The sequence below is a fragment of the Corynebacterium faecale genome (assembly GCF_030408735.1).
Lineage (GTDB): Bacteria > Actinomycetota > Actinomycetes > Mycobacteriales > Mycobacteriaceae > Corynebacterium > Corynebacterium faecale.
In genome coordinates this window covers 60,112-84,163 of the sequence record NZ_CP047205.1, presented here as the reverse complement: position 1 = coordinate 84,163, position 24,052 = coordinate 60,112, and the positions used below count along the sequence as shown (strand labels likewise).

Annotated in this window: 20 protein-coding genes and 2 pseudogenes; 6 read left to right on the top strand and 16 right to left on the bottom strand. The window is 64.3% G+C overall.

What is annotated here, in order from left to right; all coding sequences use genetic code 11:
* The first annotated feature begins 300 nt into the window (after positions 1-300).
* Positions 301-1,818, top strand: a complete 1,518-nt coding sequence (locus CFAEC_RS13900; protein WP_290280056.1) for an IS1634 family transposase — start codon at positions 301-303, stop codon at positions 1,816-1,818.
* 100 nt (positions 1,819-1,918) lie between these two features.
* On the opposite strand, the gene CFAEC_RS13895 is transcribed toward CFAEC_RS13900, so the two are convergent.
* The 10 genes from CFAEC_RS13895 to CFAEC_RS13850 form a co-directional block, all read right to left on the bottom strand.
* Positions 1,919-2,080: a hypothetical protein gene (locus tag CFAEC_RS13895; protein ID WP_290280054.1), complete on the bottom strand. Its 162-nt coding sequence runs from the start codon at positions 2,078-2,080 to the stop codon at positions 1,919-1,921.
* 259 nt (positions 2,081-2,339) lie between these two features.
* Complete coding sequence (gene cydC / locus CFAEC_RS13890) at positions 2,340-4,004, bottom strand: thiol reductant ABC exporter subunit CydC (protein ID WP_040355500.1); 1,665 nt, start codon at positions 4,002-4,004, stop codon at positions 2,340-2,342.
* A gap of 26 nt (positions 4,005-4,030) precedes the next feature.
* Positions 4,031-5,653: an ABC transporter ATP-binding protein/permease gene (locus CFAEC_RS13885; RefSeq protein WP_040355498.1), complete on the bottom strand. Its 1,623-nt coding sequence runs from the start codon at positions 5,651-5,653 to the stop codon at positions 4,031-4,033.
* Between the two features lie 5 nt (positions 5,654-5,658).
* Positions 5,659-6,660 (bottom strand): cytochrome d ubiquinol oxidase subunit II, encoded by a 1,002-nt coding sequence (gene cydB / locus CFAEC_RS13880; RefSeq protein ID WP_003847484.1) that lies wholly within the window; start codon positions 6,658-6,660, stop codon positions 5,659-5,661.
* Positions 6,661-6,662: 2 nt separating this feature from the next.
* Positions 6,663-8,288, bottom strand: a complete 1,626-nt coding sequence (locus tag CFAEC_RS13875) for a cytochrome ubiquinol oxidase subunit I (protein WP_040355493.1) — start codon at positions 8,286-8,288, stop codon at positions 6,663-6,665.
* 298 nt (positions 8,289-8,586) lie between these two features.
* Complete coding sequence (locus CFAEC_RS13870) at positions 8,587-9,240, bottom strand: vitamin K epoxide reductase family protein (RefSeq protein ID WP_259428638.1); 654 nt, start codon at positions 9,238-9,240, stop codon at positions 8,587-8,589.
* Positions 9,241-9,249: 9 nt separating this feature from the next.
* Complete coding sequence (locus CFAEC_RS13865; RefSeq protein WP_259428637.1) at positions 9,250-9,951, bottom strand: DsbA family protein; 702 nt, start codon at positions 9,949-9,951, stop codon at positions 9,250-9,252.
* A 98-nt stretch (positions 9,952-10,049) separates the two neighbouring features.
* Positions 10,050-10,382: an ArsR/SmtB family transcription factor gene (locus tag CFAEC_RS13860; protein ID WP_126121953.1), complete on the bottom strand. Its 333-nt coding sequence runs from the start codon at positions 10,380-10,382 to the stop codon at positions 10,050-10,052.
* A gap of 146 nt (positions 10,383-10,528) precedes the next feature.
* Positions 10,529-11,320, bottom strand: a complete 792-nt coding sequence (locus CFAEC_RS13855) for a M23 family metallopeptidase (RefSeq protein ID WP_018297431.1) — start codon at positions 11,318-11,320, stop codon at positions 10,529-10,531.
* A gap of 346 nt (positions 11,321-11,666) precedes the next feature.
* Positions 11,667-13,823, bottom strand: coding sequence for a bifunctional copper resistance protein CopD/cytochrome c oxidase assembly protein (locus tag CFAEC_RS13850; RefSeq protein ID WP_290280208.1), 2,157 nt, complete (start codon positions 13,821-13,823; stop codon positions 11,667-11,669).
* Positions 13,824-14,081: 258 nt separating this feature from the next.
* On the opposite strand from CFAEC_RS13850, the gene CFAEC_RS13845 reads away from it, so the two are divergent.
* The 5 genes from CFAEC_RS13845 (at position 14,082) to CFAEC_RS13825 (ending at position 19,310) form a co-directional block, all read left to right on the top strand.
* On the top strand, positions 14,082-14,666 hold the full coding sequence (locus CFAEC_RS13845; RefSeq protein WP_003860216.1) for a copper resistance CopC family protein: 585 nt from the start codon (positions 14,082-14,084) through the stop codon (positions 14,664-14,666).
* 176 nt (positions 14,667-14,842) lie between these two features.
* A complete protein-coding gene (cmtR, locus tag CFAEC_RS13840) occupies positions 14,843-15,208 on the top strand; it encodes a Cd(II)/Pb(II)-sensing metalloregulatory transcriptional regulator CmtR (RefSeq protein ID WP_015453109.1) in 366 nt (121 codons plus the stop codon).
* Positions 15,205-17,175 (top strand): heavy metal translocating P-type ATPase, encoded by a 1,971-nt coding sequence (locus tag CFAEC_RS13835; RefSeq protein ID WP_290280028.1) that lies wholly within the window; start codon positions 15,205-15,207, stop codon positions 17,173-17,175. The genes cmtR (CFAEC_RS13840) and CFAEC_RS13835 overlap by 4 nt, the downstream gene beginning before the upstream one ends.
* A gap of 63 nt (positions 17,176-17,238) precedes the next feature.
* Positions 17,239-18,279 carry an SURF1 family cytochrome oxidase biogenesis protein gene (locus tag CFAEC_RS13830; RefSeq protein WP_290280026.1) on the top strand — a complete coding sequence of 347 codons (1,041 nt, stop codon included), beginning with the start codon at positions 17,239-17,241 and terminating at the stop codon, positions 18,277-18,279.
* A 122-nt stretch (positions 18,280-18,401) separates the two neighbouring features.
* The gene (locus tag CFAEC_RS13825; protein ID WP_191734549.1) at positions 18,402-19,310 is read left to right on the top strand and encodes a cation diffusion facilitator family transporter; all 909 of its coding nucleotides are present in this window, start codon (positions 18,402-18,404) and stop codon (positions 19,308-19,310) included.
* Between the two features lie 133 nt (positions 19,311-19,443).
* Here CFAEC_RS13825 and CFAEC_RS13820 read toward each other — a convergent pair whose 3' ends face one another.
* From CFAEC_RS13820 to CFAEC_RS13795, 6 genes and pseudogenes are all read right to left on the bottom strand, one after another.
* Complete coding sequence (locus tag CFAEC_RS13820) at positions 19,444-19,983, bottom strand: DinB family protein (RefSeq protein WP_290280023.1); 540 nt, start codon at positions 19,981-19,983, stop codon at positions 19,444-19,446.
* Between the two features lie 168 nt (positions 19,984-20,151).
* Positions 20,152-21,154 (bottom strand): annotated as a pseudogene (locus CFAEC_RS13815) (IS481 family transposase).
* Positions 21,155-21,260: 106 nt separating this feature from the next.
* On the bottom strand, positions 21,261-21,857 hold the full coding sequence (locus CFAEC_RS13810) for a cadmium resistance transporter (RefSeq protein ID WP_099299367.1): 597 nt from the start codon (positions 21,855-21,857) through the stop codon (positions 21,261-21,263).
* A complete protein-coding gene (gene cmtR / locus CFAEC_RS13805) occupies positions 21,857-22,216 on the bottom strand; it encodes a Cd(II)/Pb(II)-sensing metalloregulatory transcriptional regulator CmtR (protein WP_003860192.1) in 360 nt (119 codons plus the stop codon). The genes CFAEC_RS13810 and cmtR (CFAEC_RS13805) overlap by 1 nt, the downstream gene beginning before the upstream one ends.
* Positions 22,217-22,395: 179 nt before the next feature.
* Complete coding sequence (locus CFAEC_RS13800; RefSeq protein ID WP_011896447.1) at positions 22,396-23,094, bottom strand: metal-dependent transcriptional regulator; 699 nt, start codon at positions 23,092-23,094, stop codon at positions 22,396-22,398.
* Positions 23,095-23,123: 29 nt separating this feature from the next.
* Positions 23,124-24,050: pseudogene (locus tag CFAEC_RS13795) on the bottom strand (Nramp family divalent metal transporter); the annotation flags it as partial.
* Positions 24,051-24,052 lie beyond the last annotated feature (2 nt).

Here is a 24,052-nt window from a genome sequence, read left to right as displayed (position 1 = left end):
CCACCGAAACCTAGACGCACCGAAACCACCGCTGGACCGTTTTCGGTTGCTCCGGTAGAATGGTCTCAGACCCAGGAGAGGGGAGCCCCACCGTGGCTACGAAGTTCGACATCGAGGACCGCTGGCCCGAGCTGTTCGTGCAGCTCGACGAGACCCAGCGTCGCGCCGTGGTCCCGACTTGGCTCAAAGTGCTGTGACCATCACCATATTGACACCTAGACCAGTAGGTTCAGGCGTGCGATCCCTGACTTCTGTGCACTAAGGGGGTGAAGCCCGGGGTCGCCGATACGATTGAACTTTGTGAGCCCCTACATCCGGACCGTCACCACCGCCTCCGGTGCCACCGCGGTACAGGTCGTGTACTCGCAACACCGCGGATCGAAAAAGCTCGAACACATCGGCTCGGCACATACCGACGATGAACTGGCGATGCTCAAAGCCCAGGCCCAACGCCTCCTCGACGGCGATCAGATGACACTTGATCTGGGTGTCGACACCACCGCGGCGGCGACCGGCACCCAGGAGGCCCCAGTCCCGGTGACCGCTGAACGCGCCGGTTACCTCATCGATGCGATCACCACCGCCTACCAAGTCTTGGGTTTCGACCAGGCCACCAACAACGACCAGGTCTTCGTCGACCTGGTCACCGCGAGGATCGTGCAACCGGGATCGAAACTGGACTCGGTGGAAACACTGGCCGACATCGGCGTGGCCAGCGCCAGCTACGCCACGATCAAACGACGACTACCCCGCTATGCCACCACCGATTTCCGGGATCAGATCACCCGGGCGTGTGCCACCCATGCCGGGATCGGCCCCGGGGTGCTGGTCCTCTACGACGTGACGACCCTGTACTTCGAAACCGACGAAGCCGACGAATTCCGCAAACCCGGGTTTTCCAAGGAGCGACGCCTGGAACCACAGATCACCGTCGGCCTGCTGTCGGATCAGTCAGGATTTCCGCTCGCGGTCGGGGCGTTCGAGGGAAACATGGCCGAAACCCGCACGATGCTGCCGATGATCCGGCGCTTCCAGGACTCCTTCGACGCCGACGACATCACTGTCGTGGCGGACGCCGGCATGTTTTCCGCTGGCAACAAGAAGGCCATCGTCGACGCCGGGTTGCACTACATCATCGGCACGAAGTTTCGTCAGCTGCCGGCCCCGATCGCGCAGTGGCGCAAGGAGCATCCGGGCCAGGACTACACCCACGGCCAGATCTGGCAGTCCGGCAGCCGTGCCGACCAGGGAGCCTCAGACGGTGTGGTCGGGGAGGTGACCTACTACCAGTACTCCTGGGATAGGGCACGGCGCACCCTCAAAGGCATTGACGAGCAGGTGGCCAAGGCTGAGAAGGCGGTGGCCGGCAAGATCGCGGTCAAGCGTAATCGCTTCGTGGATCTGAAGTCACCGAACAAGCAGGTCAACTGGGCGTTGGTGAACAAGAACAGGGCCCTGGCCGGGATCAAGGGCTACGAAACCTCCCGAATCGACTTGGGGCCCGAGGAGGTGATCGGGGCGTATCGGCAGCTGCTCAAGATTGAGAAGACGTTCCGGATGTCGAAGTCAGATCTCAAAGCGCGGCCGATTTATCACCACAAGCGTGAATCGATTGACGCGCATCTGGCGGTGGTGATGGCCGCGATGGCTGTGGGCCACCTGCTGGAACAGCGGTCAGGGTTGTCTCTCAAGCGTCTGGTTCGTACGTTGCGCAAGTATCGGACCTTCGAGCTTCAGGTCGCCGGCCAAACCGTGCATGCTGCGTCACCGCTGCCGGTTCCGGTCCAGGAGCTCATCGACCGGATCCAGTCAGGGTGACGACGGCACTAAATTGAGCCAAGTCGGGTTGACGGCCTGGGCACGGCGCATTCAGCGAACAGATCTTCGCCCCTGAGAAAGGAGTGGGATCTAGGGACAGTCAAGGCGCGTCACTGCCCGCCAGGGGTTCGACGTGGATGAAGGTCTCTGTCCCGGGGAGATCGGCCGCCGCCGCGACAATACCCCTGTCATTGGCTGCGGTCACCGGTGGGAACGCTCCCGACTCGTCCGCGATGCTGTACGCCAAGGGTGGGACGAGCACGCCTACCGGATGGTGAGGCAGATGCTCACCGTCAACGAGGATCAACTCGCACTAGGGCAGAAACCGAAGAGGGCAGCACCCAGGTCCCCGACCACACGGTCAGGGGACCTGGGTACTTATATTGCGGTGTTCTCTTGCCTTGTGAGGGGCAGCTCGATGCCGGTTTGGTGGGTGTCGAGCACATCGGCATCACCCTGCGGTGACCGGCTCACCCCGACTTGCCTCCGGGCTCAGGAGGCGTCGACAAGCAGATAAGCACTTAGGGGTGCTCCGTCACCGGGTCGGCGTAGCGGCGGATGTCTACTTCTCCGACTTCAGTGTTCCCGCCGTCCTGCTTATCCGACCGGTGGGTGACCACGATGACGCTGCGTCGGGTCCGCGGTCCGGGTAGCGGCTTGGCCAGGAGGGTGTCCAGCAGGTCGTCGGCATCTGCCGCGTCAATGTGTTCGGTCGGCTCATCTAACAGCAGCACCGGCGCGGTGGAACATAGCGCCCTGGCCAGCAGCAGACGGCGGCGCTGCCCGCTCGACAGGGAACCCGCGCCGTCGGCAAGCAGCAGGTCCAGCGGGTCGGTGACCGGTCCCACAGTCTCCCGCAGCCAGTCATCTAACCCCACCGCATGCAGGACCTCCCATAGTTCCCCGTCACTGGCGGCCGGGTTGGCCACGAGGAGGTTCTGTCGGATAGTGGTGGAGAAGAGCCATTCGTCCTCCGCGTGCACGCGGACGGTCTTCCGCAACGCGGCCGGGTCGATCTCCGGCACACGTTGCCCTCCCAGCGTGACAGAACCGCTGCGTGGTGGCACCAGGCCACCCAGGGTCTGCAGCAGTGTGGTCTTGCCGCAACCGCTGGGGCCGCGAATGACCATGCGCTCACCGGGTGGCAGATCCACCTGCCAGGTGGTATCGCCGAAGCGGCAACGTAGGTCGGTGGCTTTAAGGTGACAGCCATCGAGCTCCCACGCCGTCGCCTCCCCGCCGTCCGTCGCCGAAGTGGTGTCGGATTCTTTGACCAGGTCGGTGAGTCGGTGGGCGCTGCGGGAGGCCTCGTCGGCGTGGATCGCAGCTTCTGAGAGCTGGGCGTGAGACTCGAAGGCGGCCAGCGGCAGCAGCACCATCATGCCCAGCCAGGTGGGGTCCCCGGTGTAGGTCAGCGCGCCAACGACCACGGTCAGCGCCGCCGCCAGACCGGTGGACCAGGTGATCAAGACCTGTGAGGTGGCCAGCGGTTTCTCGGCGGCGACGGTGGCGTCGCTGCTGCGTCGCGACGCCGTGAGGGCCCACTCCTCGCGTTTCGCCCCCAGGCCGGCGGCGGCGAACTCGACGCGGTGGTCCAGCAGTTCATCCAGGGCCACGTCGAGGTTGTCCTCGGCGAACACTCGGCGTGAACGTCTGGCCGCCCGCACCGCCAGCCACGGGGTGATAAGGCCGGTGACCATGAAGCCGAGAGTCAGGACCAGGCCCGCTGCCGGGTGCAGCCAGGTAGCGCCGGCCACCGCGAACACGGTGAGCACCAATGCCACCCCACCGGGGACGACAGAACGGACGATGACGTCAGTGATGCGTTCGGTGTCGGCGACCAGGCGCACCAGCCCGTCACCGCGGGTGAAGAGGTGTCCTCGGCCGGTGCCGGTGTGGTCAAAAGCCAGCGCGTCGAAGACCCGTGACCGCAATGTGGTCAGGGCCCGCAGCGCGATGCGGTGGCTGAGCAGCCGGTCCACGTAGCGGAATACTGCCCGGGAGATGCCCAGGCCGCGCACCGCGGTGACCGCGACCGAGAGGTCCAGCACCGGTGGCATCTGCCAAGCCTTGGTGATTAACCAACCGGAAACGATCGTCAGGGTCAACGCAGAGATCAGCGTGATGGAACCGGCAGCGATACCCGCGACGACCTCGCGGTAGCGCACGCCGGCCAGGCGCAGCATGGCGCTCAGGGCGCGAAATTCGGACTTCACAGGTACACCACCTCATCCGCGATCGCGGCCAGCCGGACGTCATGACTGGCCACCACCACCGTGTGTCCGGCCGTTGCACGCCGCCGCAGCTCAGCGGAGAGGGCCTCCACCAGCTCCGGACTCAAGTGCGCGCTAGGTTCATCCAGCAGATACAGCGTGGGGCCGGTGCCGCCCGCCAGGGTGCGCGCCAGGGCCAGGCGTTGGCCCTGGCCCGCCGAGATGCCTTCCCCCGCCGGTCCGAGGCGGCGTTCCAGCGACACGTCGAAGCCCAGGTTCCGAGCGGTTTCGGTGGCCGGCCCACGCTCCGCACCCAGCAGCACGAGGTTGTCCTCTACGCTGCCCTGCACCAGTACCGGCCGGGCCGGCAGATAGGCCGTGCGCACCAACGGCGCAGCGACGACCCGTCCGGTGACCAGATCATCCGGCAGCGCGCCCAGGACGGCGAGGAACACAGTGGATTTTCCGGAACCGTTGTCGCCGTACAACACGGTGATCGTCCCAGGTTCGGCGGTGAAGCTCAAGTTCTCCGGCTTCATGCCGTCGCGGCCTCTCACGCTGAGGCCGGTGACCGTCAGTTGGGCGTCTCCAGGTGATTCGCGGTGGGTCAGATAGGTCCGGCCGCGGTGGTCCGCTCCGGCCCCGGATGTGTCGGTTGCTTTGGCATCCTCATCCAGCAGCTCCAAGATCTCCTCGACGGCGGCCAGCCCATCGGCTGCGGCGTGGAAGTTCGTACCCACCTGCCGGATCGGGTTGTACACCTCCGGGACCACGATCAGCGCGATCAGCCCGGCGGTCAACTCCATGTTCCCGTCCACCAGGCGCAGCCCGATGCTCACAGCAACTAGCGCCACCGCGAGGGTGGCCAGGAACTCCAGGGCGAAGGAAGAGAGGAATGCCAGGCGCAGCACCGACATGGTGGCCTTTTCATGGCGACGCCCCGTGGACCGCAGCTGCCTACTCGGATGACGGATGGCTCCCAGCGCCCGCAGCGTTAGCGAGCCGGAGAGTAGATCCGCCAGCTGCCCGCCCAAAGCAGCGGTCACCTCCAGGCGGCGTCGGGTATGCGCGGCGGTCAGCTTGCCGATCAACACCATGAAGGCCGGGATCAGCGGCACCGTCACCAGCGCCAAGATTCCGGAGACCGGGTCCGCCACCAGCACCACCACCAAAGCGGCCGGAGTAGCCAGCACGACGGCGACCAGCGAGGGCAGAAATTCGCTCAAGTAGGGCCGGAAGTCCTCGATACCGTCGGTGAGTACCTCACGCCAGTGGGCCGATTCCTCCTGCACGCGGCGGGGATCGCGGCGTCGCAACGCGGTCAGAGCCTTGGCCCGCAGCGTATCCACGACCCGTCCGACGCTCTCCGAGGAGGCGCGTTGCGCATGACCGGACACGACGCCGTGGACAGCAATGACCACGAAAAGTGCCACCACTGGCCAGGTCAGCACGTCCCAGTCGGCGCCGCGGTCCAAGATGACGCGGGCTGCGATCCAGCCGATGAGCACCCCGCGGGCGAGCACTAACACGGTGGTGAGCGCCTGCAGAACGCCGGTACGCAGGATCAGGCCCCACACCGGCGGAACCAGAGCAAGGAGTCTGGGGTCAATGGGTCCCTGCACGCGGCTCACACCGTGATCCGCTTGGCGAAGGACCAGAAGGTCCAGCCCTGAGCGGCCAGGATGAACGGCACCAGGATCAGCACACCCCAGGACAAAAAGACCAGCGTGTAGTCCGAACTAGAGGCGTTATAGATGTCCAGAGACACCCCGCCCGGCAGGGAGGTAGGCATCACGTTCGGGAACAAGGTGACGAAAATCTGCACCACCAGGGTGGCCACAGCCACGGCAGTGGCCGCGAACGCGAGGCCGTCGTGGCCCCGCATGATGGCCACCGAACCGATGAGCACGCACAGTGCGAGCACACCCACCGCGATCCAGATGACGGGATCACCATGTGCCAGCTGAGTCCATACCGCGAACCCGACGGCCACCACGGCTGTCGGGATAGTCAGCCGTTGGGCTAGGCGATGGGCCCGGCTGCGCAACGGTTCGTGCACCTTGAGCCCCAAAAAGGTCGCGCCGTGCACCATGAACACCAGAACGAAGGTCCCCGCTCCCAGCAGACCGTAGGGATTGAACAGGCCAAACATCGCGGTCAGACTGGAATCGATCTGCCGGTTGGCGTCGATCGCCACGCCCTGGACGATATTGGCGAAGGCTACACCCCAAAAAATCGCTGGCACCCAACTGCCGATAGCCAACCCGATATCGCAGCGGTCCCGCCAGGCCTGGGTGTCGACTTTGACGCGCCACTCCAGGGCGACGCCCCGCAGGATTAGGGAGAGCAAAATGAGCAGCAACGGGAGATAGAAACCGGAAAACATCGTGGCGTACCACTCAGGGAAGGCTGCGAACATGCCACCCACCGCCACGATAAGCCACACCTCGTTGCCGTTCCACACCGGTCCGATGCTAGTGGCCACCGCGTCGCGACGCCGCGCACGCTCCTCACCGTCACCGCCCAGGAAGGGCAGAAGCATACCGACACCGAAGTCGAAACCCTCCAGGACGAAATAACCGACGAACAGGAAAGCGATCACGATGAACCACAAGGTCTGCAGATCCATGATCAATTCCCCTTCTCATCAACGGTGCGCTCATCACGCTGTCGGCGTGGTTTCGTGGTGACAGCTGCGGAACCCCGGTCGGCGGGTTCGGACTCTTCGGCGCTGGGGAAGTCGTCGGAGCTGTCGGCGTTGAAGCTCAGCGGTTCTAGCTCCTCGGCGTCCGGCCCGTAGGTGTCCTCGACGATGTTCTCGGAAGCGCCAGATGCCAGTGCCCCGGCAACCACGAAGCGGCGCATGAGCCAGAACCAGACCACGGCGAGGATGCCGTAGATCAGGGTGAAGGCGATCAGGGAAATCCAGACGGTGGCCACCGAGTGGTTGGACACCCCGAAGTCCACGATCAGGTGGATGTCGTTCTCCCCGTTCGGGCTATTCTCCGGACCGAAGTCAGGATTCGGGTACACCACCCAGGGCTGGCGCCCCATCTCGGTGAAGATCCAGCCGGCGGAGTTAGACAGGAAGGGGAACGGAATCGCGATGAGACCCAGCCAGGCGAACCACCGCCTGTCGGTGGTGCGTTTCTTACGGGTCAACCAGAAACCGACGATAACCACCAGGATGGAGGCGGCCATGAAGCCGATCATCAGACGGAAGGACCAGTAGGTCACGAACAGGTTCGGAGAGTAGTTGCCCGGACCGTAGAGCTGCTCGGCCTGGGCCTGCAGGTCCGTGACACCCTGCAGCGTTACACCGCTGAATTGGCCGCCGGCCAGGAATGACAGAACCCAGGGCACACTGAAAATCTCGGAGACGGAGTTGCAGTCGTTGAACGTGCTGATAGCCAAGATGGAAAACCACGGGTCCTCCTCCGTATAGCAAAGGGCCTCCGCGGAGGCCATCTTCATCGGCTGGACCTCGAACATCACCTTGGCCTGCAGATCACCGGTGATGGAAACGGAGACGATCCCCAATAATGTGACCCACAGTCCCATGCGCAGCAGGGGCCGCCACAACTGCCCGGCATCCTCGGCGTTTTCGCCCGTCTTTGCGGCGTGACGACGATCGCGCACCATCCACCACGCACTAATGCCGGCGACGAAGGTGCCGGCCACAAGCACGGAACCGGCCACCGCGTGCGGGAAGGCCACCAGGGCCACCGGATTGCTCAGCAGTTCCCAGACGTTGATCAGTTCCGCGCGACCGTTCTCGTAGTTCATCGCCGCCCCCACCGGGTGCTGCATAAAGGAGTTCGCCACGATGATGAAGTAGGCCGAGACATTAGTCGCGGCTGCGACGATCCAGATGGACGCCAGGTGTATCCAGCGGGGGACTCTTCCCCAACCAAAGATCCAAATGCCCAAGAAGATGGACTCAAAGAAGAAAGCTGCCAGCCCCTCCAGGGCGAGCGGACCACCGAAAACATCGCCGACAAAGCGAGAGTACTCACTCCAGTTCATGCCGAACTGGAACTCCTGGACAAGGCCGGTGACCACGCCCATGGCGAAGTTGACCAGGAACAGCGTGCCGAAAAACCGGGTGGCGCGGTACCACATATCTTTACCGGTGCGATGCCAGGCCGTCTGCATGATTGCCACCAGCGGAGCGAGTCCGATGGTCAGGGGGACGAAAATGAAGTGATAGACAGTCGTGATGCCAAATTGCCAGCGTGAGACATCGACAAGATCCACAGCGTATGCCTTTCGCAGTTGAAAAACCGGCACAGTAACTCATCGCCACCGCGACAGCTTCTTTTCCGGCAGGCGCGGCGAACTGGCCTCACACACTCCCGGCTCGCGATTCCTGCCGACACCCGATCTAAATTCAGGTATACCCAAGTTGTCGGTCCGGCTGAACGGAAAGTTCCGAGAACGTGACGAAGGTCCCCACCCGAAGCCCATTCGAGTTGATGCAGGTCACCCCAGGTCTGGGCCTGCGTCACACATGGCCCCGGAATCACCGGCGCTGGGAAGTGGCCGCTCGCCAAGGTCAGAGGCTGGTGAAATCGGAGTAGAAGCTGACAAACACCGAGGCTGCGACGGCGACGTAGATCACGGCGATCAGGGTGCCCGCCCATTGGGAGGAAAACCGCACCACAGCCGGGGAGGCGGGGAAGAGCCCATGAGCGAGGTTGCGCACGGTAAGCAGGATGAACAGCGGAACCATCATGGCCCACACCACCATGCAGTACAGGCAGAGAATGTGGATGACGAACAGGGCCTGGTACCACAACCAGACGATGAACAGCAGGCCCACGGTCACCCCTGCCTGCAGAGCCCCCCAGTACCAGTCGGCGAAGCGGGCCCCGGACAGCATGGCCATCGCCGTGGTGATGACCACGGCGAAAGCGACGATGCCGATCAGGGGGTTGGGGAAGCCGAGCAGTTCGGACTGCCAGGTGCCCATCACCTTTCCGCAGGAAACTAACGCGTTGATGTCGCAGGTGGTGACATGTTCGGCGTCCTCGTAGAGGGCCAGGCGTTCGAGCACCAGGATGCCCGAGGCCACCCATCCGATCACACCGGTGATCAGCAGGATGAGGGCGAAAGGACGGTCCCGGGCGACGGTCGGTAGAGAGGTATCAGTGTTCGTCTCGGTCACGAGAACCTCAGTTTCGTCTTCGGCGGTGGGTGGGTGCGTCATGGGTTCGGGTTAGTCGGCGGCGGCCGCGTCGACCTCGGCCCGGAACTGCTCCAGGGAGTCCGGAGTCAAAAGCTGGCCGTCGAGGAAAAAGGTCGGGGTGCCGCGCACACCCAAGGCCGTGCCGTCGGCCACATCGAGCTGGACCCGTGCCTCGGTGGCCGGATCGGCGATAGCGGCGTCATAGGCGGCCAGGTCCAGGCCCAGGTCCTCGGCGAAGCCGCGGAAGACCGCACTGTGGTCCTCCGAGGACTCGCCCCACTCGGACTGGGTCTCGAACATGCGGTGATACATCGCTTCGTACTGGCCCTGCTGGGCGGCGGCCTCCACGGCCACGGCCGCCGGCATGGAGTTGCGGTGGCCCGGCAGCGGGAAGTAACGATGGACGAAGGTGACGGTGTCGGAATACTCCGCGCGCAGGTCCTCCACGAAGGGGTACGCCGCTCGGCAGGCCTCGCACTCGAAGTCGAGGAACTCCACCAGCACAGCCTTCTCGTTCGGCGCCTGGGACAGCACCCGACTGTTGTCCCTCACCACCTGGCCCGCATCACTGGCCACAGTTTCGGGGGTGGGCGCAGAAGTGGAGTCCGCCCGGCCGATGAGGAAGGCCACGATCCCGGCGATCACGACGACGGCTAGCAATGCCCAGACAATGATCCGGGCTTTTCTCCAGTTCCCGGACGGCCGGGTGGTGCGGTTGGTGGGAGTGCTCACGAGGGTTCCGTTCTATCTCTGGTGGGAATCAGGGGTGTCAAGGCAGCAGGCCCAGGGTCGCCCGGCAACCTGCCGACGAAGCCCTCTACCTGGGAGGGTCATGAACAGGTGCATCCATCCGGCGAGCAGCAGGTCGGATCAATGGTGACCACCAACTCAAGCAACTCGCCCAAGGCGTGACCCAGCCGAGGATCAGCCAGCGAATACCAGACGTTGCGCCCCTGCGGGGTGGAGACCACCAGTCCGCATCCGCGCAGGCAGGCCAACTGATTCGACATCACCTGCTTGGAGACAGCCAACTGCCGGGCCAGCTCGGACGGTCGAGCCGGCCCGTGGCGCAGGGCCAGCAAAATTCCGGTCCGGGTGTCATCGGACAGGGCATGGCCCATCCGGGACAAGGCGGAGATGTGAGGCAGGGTCACCGTGCTCATAACGATAGACAGTACACAGTCCCCTGTACTAAGCCTCAATGCACTCAGCGCACTAACCCCCGATAAGCGGGAGCGTGTTCGGCACCCCGGCCACAGACGCGGCCCTGAGGGCCAAGGCCGGGTTTTCTCCCGGGTGGGGGGGAAGGTTAGAAGGTGATGCCGTGCTGGGCGAACCAGGGGGCGGGGTCGACGGCGCCGCTGCCGGTGGGGTAGAGCTCAAAATGCAGGTGGGACCCGGTGGAAAATCCTCGGTTACCCATGCCGGCGATCTTCTGGCCGGCGGTGACCTGCTCACCGACGCTGACGTCGAGGGTTTCCATGTGTCCGTAGACGGCAATGGAGCCATCGTCGTGCTGGATGCGGATCCACTGGCCGAAACCGGAGGCCGGTCCGGAGTCGATGACGGTGCCGCCCATGGCCGCAAGAATTGGGGTGCCCACGACGTTGGCGATGTCTAGTCCTGCGTGGAGGCTGCCCCAGCGCATACCGAAACCGGAGGTGAAGGTGCCTTCAGTGGGTTTGACCACGGATGAGGCGTTGGCCAGGCGTTCTGCCTCAATGCGTTCTGCTTCCAGACGTGCGGCCTCAGCGCGGGCGGCCTCGGTGCGCTCGGCGGCGTACTCAACCGCCTTGTCCAACTGCTCGTTGATATTGGTTACCGGCTTATACTCTGAGATCGTCAGGATCTGCGGGGCCGTCTCCGTCGTGTCCGGGGGCAGCGCGGTGTCATTGGTGGCCAACTGCACGCCACCGACAGTGTCCTGCGGGGAGATCGAGGCTTCAGCCTGGGTCTGCAGCGTGGCGGCGGCGGCACCCCCGATACCCGCGGACGAGACCGCTCCCGTGGCCACGGCCACCAGGGCTACGCGGCTCTTGGTTTGCGAGGTGGGGATCTTGCGGTGTTTTCCTCCGGCTGATCGCTGGGCCTTCAGGAGCATGAATCTTCTTCCGTCGTTGTCCGTTGTCCCGCCACACTCGATCTCACCGTTGTACTCGTTAGAGACGAAATTGTGACTGTTCCGTTACCTGATGGAGGTGACGTTAACCCCTCATCCCCACCGAAGTCACCTCCGGAGTCCATTTAGTGATCTATTTCATAGTTTCCTCGGCTCCTAGTCGGAGAGGGGTCTGTGATGGGCGGGCGGGATCACCAGGGGAAAGGCCTGTCTCGGGCTTGTCGCTGAGCTCGTCGAGGCATGGGCCATGGCCGCGGGAGCCCGGGAGGAGGTCACGCGACCAGTTCCTCGCTGGCCCCGTGAGGGGCCGGCGGTGAGACCGGGGTGGTTAAGGCTGGTCGGTTGTCCGGGTGCCGTGGTCGGACGTGGGGGTCTTACCGTCCGCGGTGGGGCCGAGGAATGCGGTGTGGTTTTCGTTCTCGGCGTTGCTACCGGTGGTGGTCTTTTCCTCGTTGCCCGTGGTTTTCCCGACCGTGCCCGGCCATTGGCCGATGAGCAGGAGGGCGACGACGGCCAGTGGGACCACACCTGTGGCCCAGGCCAGGACGGCGGTGCGTTGGTCGGCGAGCAGATCGAGCTCCCAGGGCAGGAGCAGGGAGCGGTAGAACTCCTCGCCCAGAATCGTGTCCAGGCGCAGGAGATAGACCCCGACGAGCAGGTGGACAGGCAGGGAGGCAACCAGCCACCCCAGGCGGATGGTGGCCGGGCGCCGGCGCGGGATCGGGTCGGGTCCGAGCATCCCCCAGACGTAGAAGCAACCGGAGACCAGGAGCACGGCGTTCATGATCAGCTGCCCCGCGTACTTGGAGATCAGCAGCTCATAAAGCGGGATGAACAGGTACATGACGTAGAAGAACACCAGGAACTGCAGGGTGTTGACCACCGGATGGGTGATCACCCCCACCAACCGGCTGCGGGTGAAGGCGCGCACCCAGTCGTGGATATTCGGCCTACCCGGGGCCCCCGGGGCGAAGGCGGTCATCAGCAGGGTCAGCGGGGCACCCAGCACCAGGAAGATGGGGATGACCAGCGACAAGATTATGTGGCCGACCATGTGCACCGAGAAGACCGCGGGCATATTCAGCCCGATCCCGGAGCTCATCGTCACCAGCAGGGTCACACATCCGGCCAACCACCAGGCGGTGGGGGTACTCGACCAGGTGTGACCTGCCTGGCGGGTGCGCCACACAGCGGCCAGATAGCCGACGGCCAGCAGCAGGGCGAGGGCACCAAACAGCAGGTCAAAGCGCCACATGCCCCACACGTTGAGGATGGTGGGCTTCTCGGACAGCTCGTAGCCGAGCTTGGTGACCATCTGCGAGAGGTTCGGGATGCGCGGTGGGGGCGGCGGGGTGCGCCCCATGGTGATGGCGATACCGGTGACCGCCGCCATGACAAGCACCTCGACGATGGCGACCTGGCGGAACAGGCGGCGATCAGCGGGGTTGGCCTGCACCTGCGGAATGACCCACGCCCGGTGGATCCACCCGAAGACACCGAGGATAATCACGCCGATGGTCTTGGCCACGATGATCAACCCGTAACGGGTGGTCAACAGATCCGTCAGCTCGATGCGGATGGCGGCGTTGACCAGCCCGGACACGGCCATGACGATGATGGAGACCAGGGCGATCATCGAGTAGCGGCGCAGCGCAATATCCAGGTCAGGTCCCAGGCGACGCCCGTGGGCGAGCAGGGCCATGAGTCCGCCGACCCACAGGACTAAGAAGACCAGGTGCCACAGGTAGGAGTTGGTGCCGTGGTCGTGGTTACCGCCCGAGGAGGAGTGTCCTGTCAGGCCCAGGGGGATGATCATGAGGATTGACCCGAGGAGCAACAGTGGTTGGGTGATCCACGCCCTGCTCATCAGGCCCGTACAACCGGTGACCAGGGCAATAAGGGCGACGATCAGCCACACCTGGGCCATGGCCACCTGCTCGACGGCCACCGTCAGGGTCTCCACGCCCAGTGTCTGGGCCAGGGGGGTGCCGGAGACATCTGAGAGCACCAGCGGGATCATCAACAACGCGATCAGTCCGAAGCAGATGGCCGCGACCGCACCGGTACGCGAGGCCAGGTGCCCGTCCACACTCAACGAGGCCTGGTGCAGGCGGTCGTGATCACCGCCGGGCAACCGTGGGGAGATGAGGAAAGCAGCGAACAGGAAAGAACCGGCCGACAGGGCAGCGAGCATCCAACCGACCGCACGGAAAAACGGCAACCCGAAGGTGGTCGCGATGCCCGGGTTGGGGATCCCCAGGGCCGCGAGGGATTCACCGAGGAAGCTGTAGGCAACCGTCCCGCCGATGGCACCGGCGACGGCGAAAAAGAGCAGGTACAACGGCCACGTGGGGCGCACCCGCTCCTGAGGCCGGCTCCCGATGGTGGGGGTCGTCCCTGTGGTCGTATCCGTGGCAGTGGGGGTGTCATTTACCGGGTGGGTCATCTGTGTCCATTTCGCCGTCCATGCCGCCTCCGCTCTCATGGTGTGCTCGGAAGCGGGCGTGAGGTTCACCCTAATGGGGCCTGCGGGTGTTCTTGTACATTACCCAGGGACCGGTCTCTTCCCCGGTTCGCACCCTGCAGGGGTGCACCGACCTGGGAAGAACAACACCCGGTGAAGGCGGCGTGGCCGGGAACTTTCCTCCCGCCCGTTCCGACCAGTGTCTTGGCACCTCCCGCAGGCAGGTGCCTTAGTCGCTCACATCCGGTTGAAGAACCGGCCCAGTCCAGGAGGACTTTCGTGATCATCTCCCCCATGCTCCCTCGTCGTGTGCTGGCTACTGTTGTGGCGGTCGGGGCCCTGACCGTCGTAGCCACCCCGGTTGCCCTCGCGCATGACTCCGTGATCGGCGGCAATCCCGCGGACGGTGAAGTGGTCGAAGAATTTCCCCGCAGCATCGAGCTGAAGTTCTCCGGGCTTCCCCAGGAGGGTTTCAGCACCGTAGCCATCACCGACCAGGACTCCGGTGATCTCCTGTTCAGTGGTGAGCCGACCATCGACGGCCGACTGGTGACCCTTGATCTACCTGCGGATGTCAGCGGCGGGCCAGGTGACTACACCGTCGGCTTCCAGATCCTCTCCTCCGACGGCCACGCCACCCGCAGCGCGACCACTTTCACCGTCGCCGGTGACGCCCAAACGACCGCCACCCCCACGGGCGCCGACGCCAAGCCTGTGGAGGAGACCACAGCTGTCGAGAACACCGCCGAGGGGGACACCTCCATAGTCAGTAATCCGATAGTCCTGACCCTCGCGGGGTTGGCCCTCTTCGGCGTCATCGCCGGGGCCATCGTGCTGGCTGTCCGGAGCCGTGACAGGCGTTAGGGAGCAGAAGACTCCCGCTACATCCTGAGCGCCGGTGTGCCATGCCGCGGGTCAATCTCCCTCCAGGCTGACGCGGTTTCAGGACCCCACCTCCCACCTGACGTTCGTCGGACATCCAGGGGCGACCACCCTAGGGACAATTGCAGACTAATCAGTCCCCACTGTATAGTCAGTGCATGCTGACTATTGCTTCTCGTCTTGACGTCATGAACCGCCTGGGCCGGGCCATGGCTGATCCCACTCGGTCCCGGATCCTGTTGTCCCTACTCGAATCCCCCGGGTATCCGGCCCAATTGGCCGAGACGTTGGGCCTGACCCGGACGAATGTCTCCAACCACCTGGCGTGCCTGCGCGATTGCGGCATCGTCGTGGCCGAACCGGAGGGGCGGCGTACCCGCTACGAAATCGCTGATGCACACCTGACTCGCGCGCTCAATGCCCTGGTAGAGATCACCCTCGCCGTTGATGAGGATGCCCCCTGCCTAGACCCTGCCTGTCCGGTCGCCGGCTGTTGCGATACAGAAGGAGGCCAGCAGTCATGACGTCTGCCTGTGGTTGTGAACCATCTGCACCGATGGCCAGAGAAGAGGAGCACACGCCCTGGTGGCGTGATCGGGCTATCCTCCTTCCTGTGGCCTCCGGTGTATCGTTGCTGGTTGGTCTGATCCTTGAGTGGTTCGTCCCCAATGCCGGGATGATCGCCCTCGTCTTATTCTGGGCCTCCCTGTTGTTGGGTGCCTCCCAGTTCGTTCCTGGGGCGCTGAAGGGGTTGTTTACCCGGGGAAAACTGGGTATCGGGTTGCTGATGACGATCAGCGCCACCGGTGCCGTCCTGCTCGGGTTCATCGAGGAGGCCGCCGCCCTAGCCTTCCTCTACTCCATCGCAGAGGCGCTGGAAGATAAGGCGATGGACAAGGCCCGCTCGGGCCTGCGGTCCCTGCTTGCTCTGATCCCCTCGACCGCGACCATTCTTGTCCGCGGGTCTACCCGCACGGTGCCGGTCGAAGACCTCGCTCCAGGGGATGTGTTGCGCCTGGCGGCCGGAGATCGCTTGGCCACCGATGGGATCATCCGGTCCGGGCACAGCAGCCTGGATGTTTCGGCGATCACCGGGGAATCCATCCCTGTGGAGGTCGGCCCCGGTGACGCGGTGCTGGCTGGCTCAATCAACACCACCGGGGCTCTCGAAGTTGAGGCCACCGCCGGAGGCACGGACAATTCCCTGACCACTGTGGTCGCGCTGGTCGAGCAGGCGCAGAGTGAGAAGGGCCAACGCGCGCGTATCGCCGACCGGTTGGCCCGCCCCCTGGTGCCGGGGGTGCTCATTCTGGCCATCTTCGTTGCCGTGATCGGGTCGCTGTTCGGGGATCCAGGTGTGTGGATTGAGCGTGCCCTGGTCGTGCTGGTCGCGGCCTCGCCGTGTGCGCTGGCGATCTCGGTGCCGGTCACGGTCGTCTCCGCGATCGGGGCGGCCAGCAAGTTCGGGGTGGTCATCAAGTCCGGCGCCGCTTTTGAGCGCCTCGGTGGCATCCGCCACCTGGCCCTGGATAAGACCGGTACCCTAACCCGCAATCAGCCCACTGTTGCGGAGGTGCTCACCATCGATGGCATCAGTCGGGCAGATGTCCTCGGCTGGGCTGCCGCGCTCGAGGATCACTCCACCCACCCGCTGGCCGCCGCTATTACCGCCGCAGCACCCCAGGCGCCGACTGCCCAGCAGGTTGACGAGACTGCGGGGCAGGGGATCACTGGGGTGATCGACGGGACGCAGATTAAGGTCGGGAGTCCCCGCTGGCTGTCCCCTGGCCCCTTGGTCGGGCAGGTCGAAACCCTGGAGAGCCAGGGTATGACCGTGGTCATCGTTTACCGTGACGACCACCCGGTCGGTGCGGTGGGGGTGCGCGATGAACTCCGCCCCGAGGCCCCCGAAGTCATCCGGACACTCACCGATAAGGGTTTCGGGGTCACCATGCTCACCGGCGACAACACCCGCACCGCCACCGCCCTGGCCCGGGAGGCCGGCATCACGGACGTGCGGGCCGAGCTACGCCCGGAGGACAAGGCCACCGCCGTGGCCGGACTGGGGACCCGCGGCCCGGTGGCGATGATCGGTGACGGCATCAACGACGCGCCCGCCCTGGCCCGAGCCGATATCGGTATCGCCATGGGTGCCAAGGGCTCGGATGCGGCGATCGAGTCTGCGGATGTGGCGTTTACCGGCGATGACCTGCGCCTGATCCCCCGGGCCCTGCACCACGCCCGCCGGGGCCGGGCCATCATCAACCAGAACATTGTGCTGTCCCTGGCGATCATCATCGTCCTGTTGCCGCTGGCGATCACCGGCGTGCTGGGACTGGCTGCTGTCGTGCTGGTCCACGAGGTGGCCGAGGTCATCGTCATCGCCAACGGCCTACGCGCCGCCCGCACCCAGCATCCTGACCTGAAGCCCGTCGAGGCGACCACGGTCACCGCCGACGAGGATGCGTACAGAAGGTCCCGGGTCTCGTAGTGCTTTCCCCCATGAGCACCCGGCGACAGGATGTACTTTCCACCGGACGGGGCAGTAGACTTCATGGCTGTGAGCAGCACACATGAACGCAGGTACGGTCGGGCCCCGCAGAAGAAGGGCTGGAGGACATTCCTCCGTCCCGGCTGGGTGTTCGGTGTCCTCGCCATCATCGCTTTCTCCTACGTCGCCTTTACCTTTCTGGCGCCGTGGCAGCTGAGCAGGGATAGCACTATCGTCGAGCGCAACGAGCAGATCGAAGCCGCCTTCGAGGTCGAGCTCGTCCCCGCCGAGGAGATCTTTGACGCCCAGGGCAGTATCGAGCCCGGGAAGGAATGGGCCCGGGTGATCCTTCAGGGCCACTACCTGCCCGAGGATGAGGTGCTGATGCGCAACCGTCCGGTCGACTCCTCCCCTGCCTTCCATGCCTTGACTCCCTTCCAGCTGAACTCCGGTGAGATCATCCTGGTCAACCGGGGTTTCAACCCGCCGCTTGAGGGCGGTGTCCCCCCGATGGACACTGCGCCAGCCGGTGAGCAGTCCATCGTCGGCCACGCCCGATTCACCGAGCAGACACCGATGTCCCCCCCGATCGAGGACCAGGGCTACCGCCAGGTCTACGGCATCAACACCGCGCAGATTTCCGAGGTGATCGGCATGGACCTGGCGGAGGACTATGTGCAGCTGGCCGAGGGGCAGGCCGGGGAGATCAACGCCATCCCGGTGCCCATGCTCGACCGCGGCTCACACCTGTCCTACGCCTTCCAGTGGATCGCCTTCGGCATCATGGCCCCGCTCGGCCTGGGGTATTTTATCTGGGCGGAGCTGAAGGAACGCCGCCGCGTGCGCCGCGAGGAGGCCGAGCTTTCCGTCGACGCCGCATCCGCCGAGCAGACCACGGACCGACAGGACGGTGACACGGATTCCGGCACGATGGGCACCCTCCGCACCACCCTCCTGGAGAACGACACCCCTGGCCTCGCCCCTACCGGAACCACCACGTCCGCATCCTCCGGTGCCCGTTCACGCATGTTGCACGACCGTTACGGCGACAGCCAGCCGAACCACTCCCGGAAATTCACCAACCGCCGGCACGAGCGGTTCTAACCGCAGCCTTCCGCACCCACGTTGCGGCCCGCTCGATGTCTATACGGAGGGTGCGGAATGGGATACCCTCAAGGATTTTTAATAAGCTTTCAATAAGAGGTTTTCCCCGTTAGGCTACAGGCATGAGCGAGCACCAACACGACCATGACCCCGGCCACCGTACTGCCTCGAACGGATCCCTCACCGCCCTGGCGGTCACCTTCGCCCTGACCGCCACCATCTTCCTGGCGCAGGTGATCGGCGGCCTCCTTTCCGGTTCGTTGGCCTTGCTGTCCGATGCGATGCATATGCTCTCGGATTCCACGGGGCTGCTTATTGCCCTGGTGGCCCTCCTCATCGGCCGTCGTGCCGCCACCCCTCGGGCCACCTACGGTTACCGACGCGTCGAGGTGCTCGCCGCACTGGTCAATGCTGCGGTGGTCTCCGCGGTCTCGGTCTGGATCGTCATCCGCGCGGTTGGCCGGATCGGCGGCCACGAATCGATCGACACGGGCATGATGCTCGTCGTGGCGGTGGTCGGTTTGCTCGCTAACTTGATCTCCGCCCTGATTCTCATGCGCCGTCAGCATGAGAGCCTCAATATGCGCGGGGCGTACCTGCATGTGCTCTCCGACCTGGTCGGTTCGGTTGCCGTGATCATCGCCGGCCTGATCATCCACTTCACCGGTTGGCTAGCTGCCGACACCATCGCCTCCCTGTTCATTGCCGCCCTGGTGCTGCCGCGAGCACTGCGCCTGCTGGCCGAGTCCCTCTCGGTCCTGATGAACCACACCCCCCGGGGTGTCGATACCCGCGAGGTAGAAGCCGCCTTGGTCGGCCTGCCCGGGGTCACGGCCGTGCACGACCTGCACATCTGGAGCACCGACGGCACGAAGCCGCTTGCCACCTGCCACCTGGTCGTCGACGATATGAACGTCTCCGACGGAGGGATTCTGGCCGCCGCTCAAACTCGGTTGCAAGACTTCGGCATTGAGCACTCGACTATCCAGATCGAGCAGGACGGCCACGTCCATCACGAAGAGGTCTGTTGATCACTCACTGCCAGAGTGGGACCCCACGGCGACGGCTTGTCCGCCCTTTTTGACCTGCTTAGCACTATATTTCGGGGCTGTTCACAGTCCCCGGCCGGTCACTGGCGGCGAGGGTCCTTGGAGTGAGGATTTCCTATTCCTCCGCGTTTCCCCGCTCGAAGGGCAGACTCAGTTGCCGGGCGTGGAAATCAAAGTGCCGAGTCGGATAGGCGTAGACGTCCGCCACCGTCATCGCCGGGGCAAAGAACGGATCCCACCGGGTCGGAAACGCCATCTCACGTGCCAGGGAGTGCTCGGATTCCTTCTCCAGACTGGTGGCCAGGGCGGTGGTGAGCAACCGGAGTTTCCGGGCCATGCGGTGACGGTGGTAGACCCGCGCCGCAGCCCGAGATCCCCAGTAGTTGACCCAGCCGAAGGGGCGGGTGCTGGAATTGAGCAGACGCGCGTACACCTCGCTCAGCGAGGGCGGCAGATAGCCGAAGAACTTGACTAGAGGTAGTAGTCGGCGGACCACCAAGTAGCCGAAGACCATGTGAAATAGCAATTCCTCGTTGGTCCACCGGGTCCCCACGCTATGGCTGCGCAGCTCGGCATCCCCGGCCCGCGCGAGGACGTCCTCCAGTTCGGCATAGGCTCGCCAGTATCCATCTGCTATCTCAACACGGTCGATCATCGTGGCCTACTTCCGAGGGGCCGACAATCCCGCCTGCCCTTCGATCCCATCATCACACCGCGCGCTTGCCCCCGGCAATGACCATCGGCAATGGGAGGGGTGGCGTGGCGATTCGCGGCCTTCGAGGCCGAGAATCAACCATGCTGCATACATTTAATGATCAATCCCCTAGGTGTACTTCCCTGTGACGTTGTGAACGCGTTGCATGGGAGTTAGCCCTCCGATAGCGGTATGGGCCCGATGGTAGTTGTACTCGTGGATGAACTTCTCATACGTTGCCTGCCGGGCCTGTTCGCTGAGATAGGGGTGCGCGTAAGCCCACTCCTGCATCAGCGTGCGGTTAAACCGTTCCACCTTGCCGTTGGTCTGCGGACGATACGGCCTGGTGTAGATGTGTCTGACGTCGTCTCCCAGTGCCGCGGCGAAGGCATGCGAGCGGTAGCAGGCCCCGTTATCGGTCATCACCCCACGTACGGTGATCCCCTGAAGTGCGAAGAATGCCTCGGCCCGTTTCCAGAACCCGGCCGCGGTCTCCTTCTTCTCATCGGTGAGGATCTCTGAATACACCGCCCGGGAGTGGTCATCCACGACCGTGATGCAGGTACGAGTATCCCCGTCCGGACGGTGCCCCTGCCCGGGTTCTCCTCTGCCGGGCGACCCCCGCCTTCCGGTCCTGGGCAGAACCACGTCCGTGGATCTGCCATCCACCGCCGTCGGGGATCATCCCGAGCTTTTTGATGTCGACATGCACCAGATCCCCAGGGGCGTCGCGTTCGTAGCGCACTGCCGGGTTCTTTCGTACCGGCAGTCTGGTGGCCTGGTCGATACATGACAGCTTGGGCATCGCGTAGCGGGCCAGGACCCGGCCGACGGTGGAACGGGCAATGCCCAGGTGGTAGCCGATGCGGTGGGGTCCCCACTGACGGGTGAACCGCAGCTTGATGATCCGGCGTTCACTACGCTGTGGCAGCCGGTGAGCACAGGTGTGGGGCCGACTGGAACGGTCGCCGAGATGCTCACCGTTGCGGGCGCGTTGTACCCAGCGGTTGACGGTGGCCGGGGAGACCTGGAACCGTTCTGCAACCCTGCGCTGGGTCCATCCGTGGGTGATGACCAGTTCAATCATCCTGGCCCTACCGGTCGGGGTCATCGGCGCGTTACGGTGTGTCATGGAAGCCTCCGGTGTGGTTGTTCGTGTGGTTACCTACACCACTACCGGGGACTTCCTTTATCTGCTTATCTGCTCACACCGTTTACAACCTCCCGAGGAAGTACACCTAGAGACCGAAAGCACCGCCGCCGACGAGGATGAAAATACCCAGGCCGATCAAAACGATGGGGAACAGTACATGTTCCCAGCGTTCGAGGACCTCGGCGATGGGCGGACGGGTGGCAACGAATTTTGCCAGCAGGACCAAAACTGCCACCAGGACGAGGAAGACGACGCAGTAGGTGATGACCGTGGCGGTTCCCACATTGAGGAAGACGGGGACGTAGACGCCGATATTGTCGCCGCCGTTGGCAAACGTCACCCCGGCGACGGTCAGGATACCCACCTTCTTCCCGGCGACCTTCCCGGCGTCATCGTCGTCATCATCGCTCCGCCAGGCCTGCCAGGCCGCCCATAAGCCGAGGAGCAGGGGGATGAGCCCGAAGTATGGGATGGCCTGCTCGGGCAGGAAGGCTTCCGCCCCCAGGGTCACCAGGACGGCGGCGCCGAGGATGCCGACGAATCCGAGGTACTGGCCGACCAGGATCCGGGCTGTGGTCCCCTTTTGTCCCGCACCGCGGGCGAAGAACAGCGAAAGCACGATGATGTCGTCAATGTTCGTGGCGAGGAACAGGCCAATCGCCGACAGCAAGCCGGAGACCATCACATGCCCTCCTGCCCGGTGACACAACCGGGCACGTCACAGCCCGAGTCGAGACAGGGAGCGTGCTCATCCACCGCGAGCGTGACGTCCAGCAACGCGTTGAGCGCCTGGGCGAGGTGGGCGTCGACGATTTCGTAGCGAGTCTGCCGGCCCTCCGGTTCGGCAACGATGATGCCGCAGTCGCGTAGGCAGGCGAGATGGTTCGACACATTCGGGCGCGTCAGTTCCAGCTCCCGAGCCAGTTGCGCGGGATAGCCGGGCGCCTCCAGCAGGGACAACAGGATCCGGGACCGGGTGGGATCGGCCATGGCACGGCCTAACCGGTTCATCACATCGAGACAGGAAGCAATAGTCAGCATGCACTTAACTATACAGCAGACACTGAACAATCCTTGCCCGCCCCCGGAGGATGGGCCAGGAAATATGTGCATCAGCTCCGAACGTCACGCATCGCAAACGGGCGCCTTGGGCGCAGGACTTCAGAAAACAATCACGCTAGATGCAAAGAGTGGTGCGGCCGATATCCCCCCCCTACCAGCTACAAGGAAGTGCTGCCCCGGAGGCCGGGGGAGGGCGCTACCCAAATGGCATTGGCTTGCTCCGTGGTGAGGATGACCTCTTTCCCATCAGCGCCTTTGAGGAGAACTCTGTCTTGGCGTGGGTCCGCGCCAGCGACGTTCACTATGGCGCCCGGAACTATTTCCTGCCTCCTAAAGCCGGCTAACTGGCTTGAGTCAGCATCAGAGATGCGGATGATTACGTAGTCACCCGGAACAACGTGGGTGAGCCGGATGGCATCGATGGAGCGGGAGATATGCCCGGTAGCGGTGGGGATGGGGTCGCCGTGTGGATCGGTGGCGGGGTTCCCGAGGAGAGCGTCGATACGCTCGATCATGGTTTCTGAGGCGGCGTGTTCGAGCCGTTCGGCCTCGTCGTGGACCTCCTCCCACGGGTAGCCCAGGGTGGTGGCGAGGAAGGTCTCGAGCAGTCGGTGCCTACGTACCATCGCGATGGCGTACTTCTCGCCCCGCTCGGTAAGCATGACCGGTTTGTAAGGTTGATACTCCACCAGTCCCTGGGCCGCCAGCCGCTTGACCGTATCCGAGACGTTGGGCGTGGTCGTGCCCATCCGTGCCGCCAAGGCCGTGGCGGTGATGGGTGGGCCTCCCCACTCGGTGGCCGCCCAGATCACCTTGAGGTAGTCCTGGGCTACCGGCGTGATCTCACTCAGGTCCATGGACTCACGCTACCGAAGACCACAGCCGGTCAGCCCCGACCGGTGACCAGCAGTCCGATCAAGGCGAGATTCAGCGACACAATCAACGCGACCACCACCCAGGACGCCACCTGCAGAGGAACCCGGATGGCGAAACCACCCATGAGGGTTTGATCACTGCTCAACACCACCAGCGGGATCAGGGCGAAGGGGATACCCAGGCTGAGGACCACCTGGGAGAGCACCAGCGCCCACGTCGGCTCCACCCCGGCGGCGATCACGATTAAGGCCGGGATCAGGGTGACCGCTCGCCGCACCACCTGCGGGATCTGCCGGTGCAACAATCCGCCCATGATCGTGGATCCGGCGTAGCAGCCCACCGAGGTGGACGCCAGCCCGGAAGCCAGCAAACCGACACCGAAGGCCACTCCGACTACCGGGCCCAGCGTGTCGGTGATCACCGCGTGGGCCCCTTCGATGCTGTCGGTGCCAGGAATCCCGTTCAAGTTGCCGGCCGCCAACAACAGCATCGCGATATTGACCGACCCGGCCACCAGCAGCGACAGGAGAACATCCCACCGGGTGACACGGAGCAGGCGCGGCAATGCCTCGGGCGCGATGGTGTCACCGTGGCGGTCTCGGGCGAGGGAGGAGTGGGCATAGATGGCATGGGGCATCACGGTGGCTCCGAGCATGCTCGGAGCCAGCACCACCGTCGGGGTCCCCTCAAAGCGCGGGATAACCCCAGCCAGGGCCTCGCCCCAGGAGACAGTGCCGATGAACATGCCCGTGAGGAAGCCGGCGGTGATGATTACCAGCAGACCTACGATGACGAACTCGAAGGGATGCTGACCGTGCCTGGATTGGATGGCCAGCAGCAGCATCGAGACCAGCCCGATGAGCAGGCCCCCTATCAGCAAGGGGAGGCCGAAGAGAATGTGGAGGGCGATCGCTCCGCCGATCACTTCGGCTAGGTCGT

What these genes read in the sequence shown, in the direction of transcription:
- cydC (WP_040355500.1), bottom strand. Translation starts at nt 4,004, where the DNA reads ATGCTGCGCCTGGCCGGCGTGCGCTACCGCGAGGTCGTCGCGGGTATC.
- cydB (WP_003847484.1), bottom strand. Translation starts at nt 6,660, where the DNA reads ATGGATCTGCAGACCTTGTGGTTCATCGTGATCGCTTTCCTGTTCGTC.
- CFAEC_RS13870 (WP_259428638.1), bottom strand. Translation starts at nt 9,240, where the DNA reads ATGACGCACCCACCCACCGCCGAAGACGAAACTGAGGTTCTCGTGACC.
- CFAEC_RS13860 (WP_126121953.1), bottom strand. Translation starts at nt 10,382, where the DNA reads ATGAGCACGGTGACCCTGCCTCACATCTCCGCCTTGTCCCGGATGGGC.
- CFAEC_RS13855 (WP_018297431.1), bottom strand. Translation starts at nt 11,320, where the DNA reads ATGCTCCTGAAGGCCCAGCGATCAGCCGGAGGAAAACACCGCAAGATC.
- CFAEC_RS13850 (WP_290280208.1), bottom strand. Translation starts at nt 13,823, where the DNA reads ATGAGAGCGGAGGCGGCATGGACGGCGAAATGGACACAGATGACCCAC.
- cmtR (WP_015453109.1), top strand. Translation starts at nt 14,843, where the DNA reads ATGCTGACTATTGCTTCTCGTCTTGACGTCATGAACCGCCTGGGCCGG.
- CFAEC_RS13835 (WP_290280028.1), top strand. Translation starts at nt 15,205, where the DNA reads ATGACGTCTGCCTGTGGTTGTGAACCATCTGCACCGATGGCCAGAGAA.
- CFAEC_RS13830 (WP_290280026.1), top strand. Translation starts at nt 17,239, where the DNA reads ATGGCTGTGAGCAGCACACATGAACGCAGGTACGGTCGGGCCCCGCAG.
- CFAEC_RS13825 (WP_191734549.1), top strand. Translation starts at nt 18,402, where the DNA reads ATGAGCGAGCACCAACACGACCATGACCCCGGCCACCGTACTGCCTCG.
- CFAEC_RS13820 (WP_290280023.1), bottom strand. Translation starts at nt 19,983, where the DNA reads ATGATCGACCGTGTTGAGATAGCAGATGGATACTGGCGAGCCTATGCC.
- CFAEC_RS13810 (WP_099299367.1), bottom strand. Translation starts at nt 21,857, where the DNA reads ATGGTCTCCGGCTTGCTGTCGGCGATTGGCCTGTTCCTCGCCACGAAC.
- cmtR (WP_003860192.1), bottom strand. Translation starts at nt 22,216, where the DNA reads ATGCTGACTATTGCTTCCTGTCTCGATGTGATGAACCGGTTAGGCCGT.
- CFAEC_RS13800 (WP_011896447.1), bottom strand. Translation starts at nt 23,094, where the DNA reads ATGGACCTGAGTGAGATCACGCCGGTAGCCCAGGACTACCTCAAGGTG.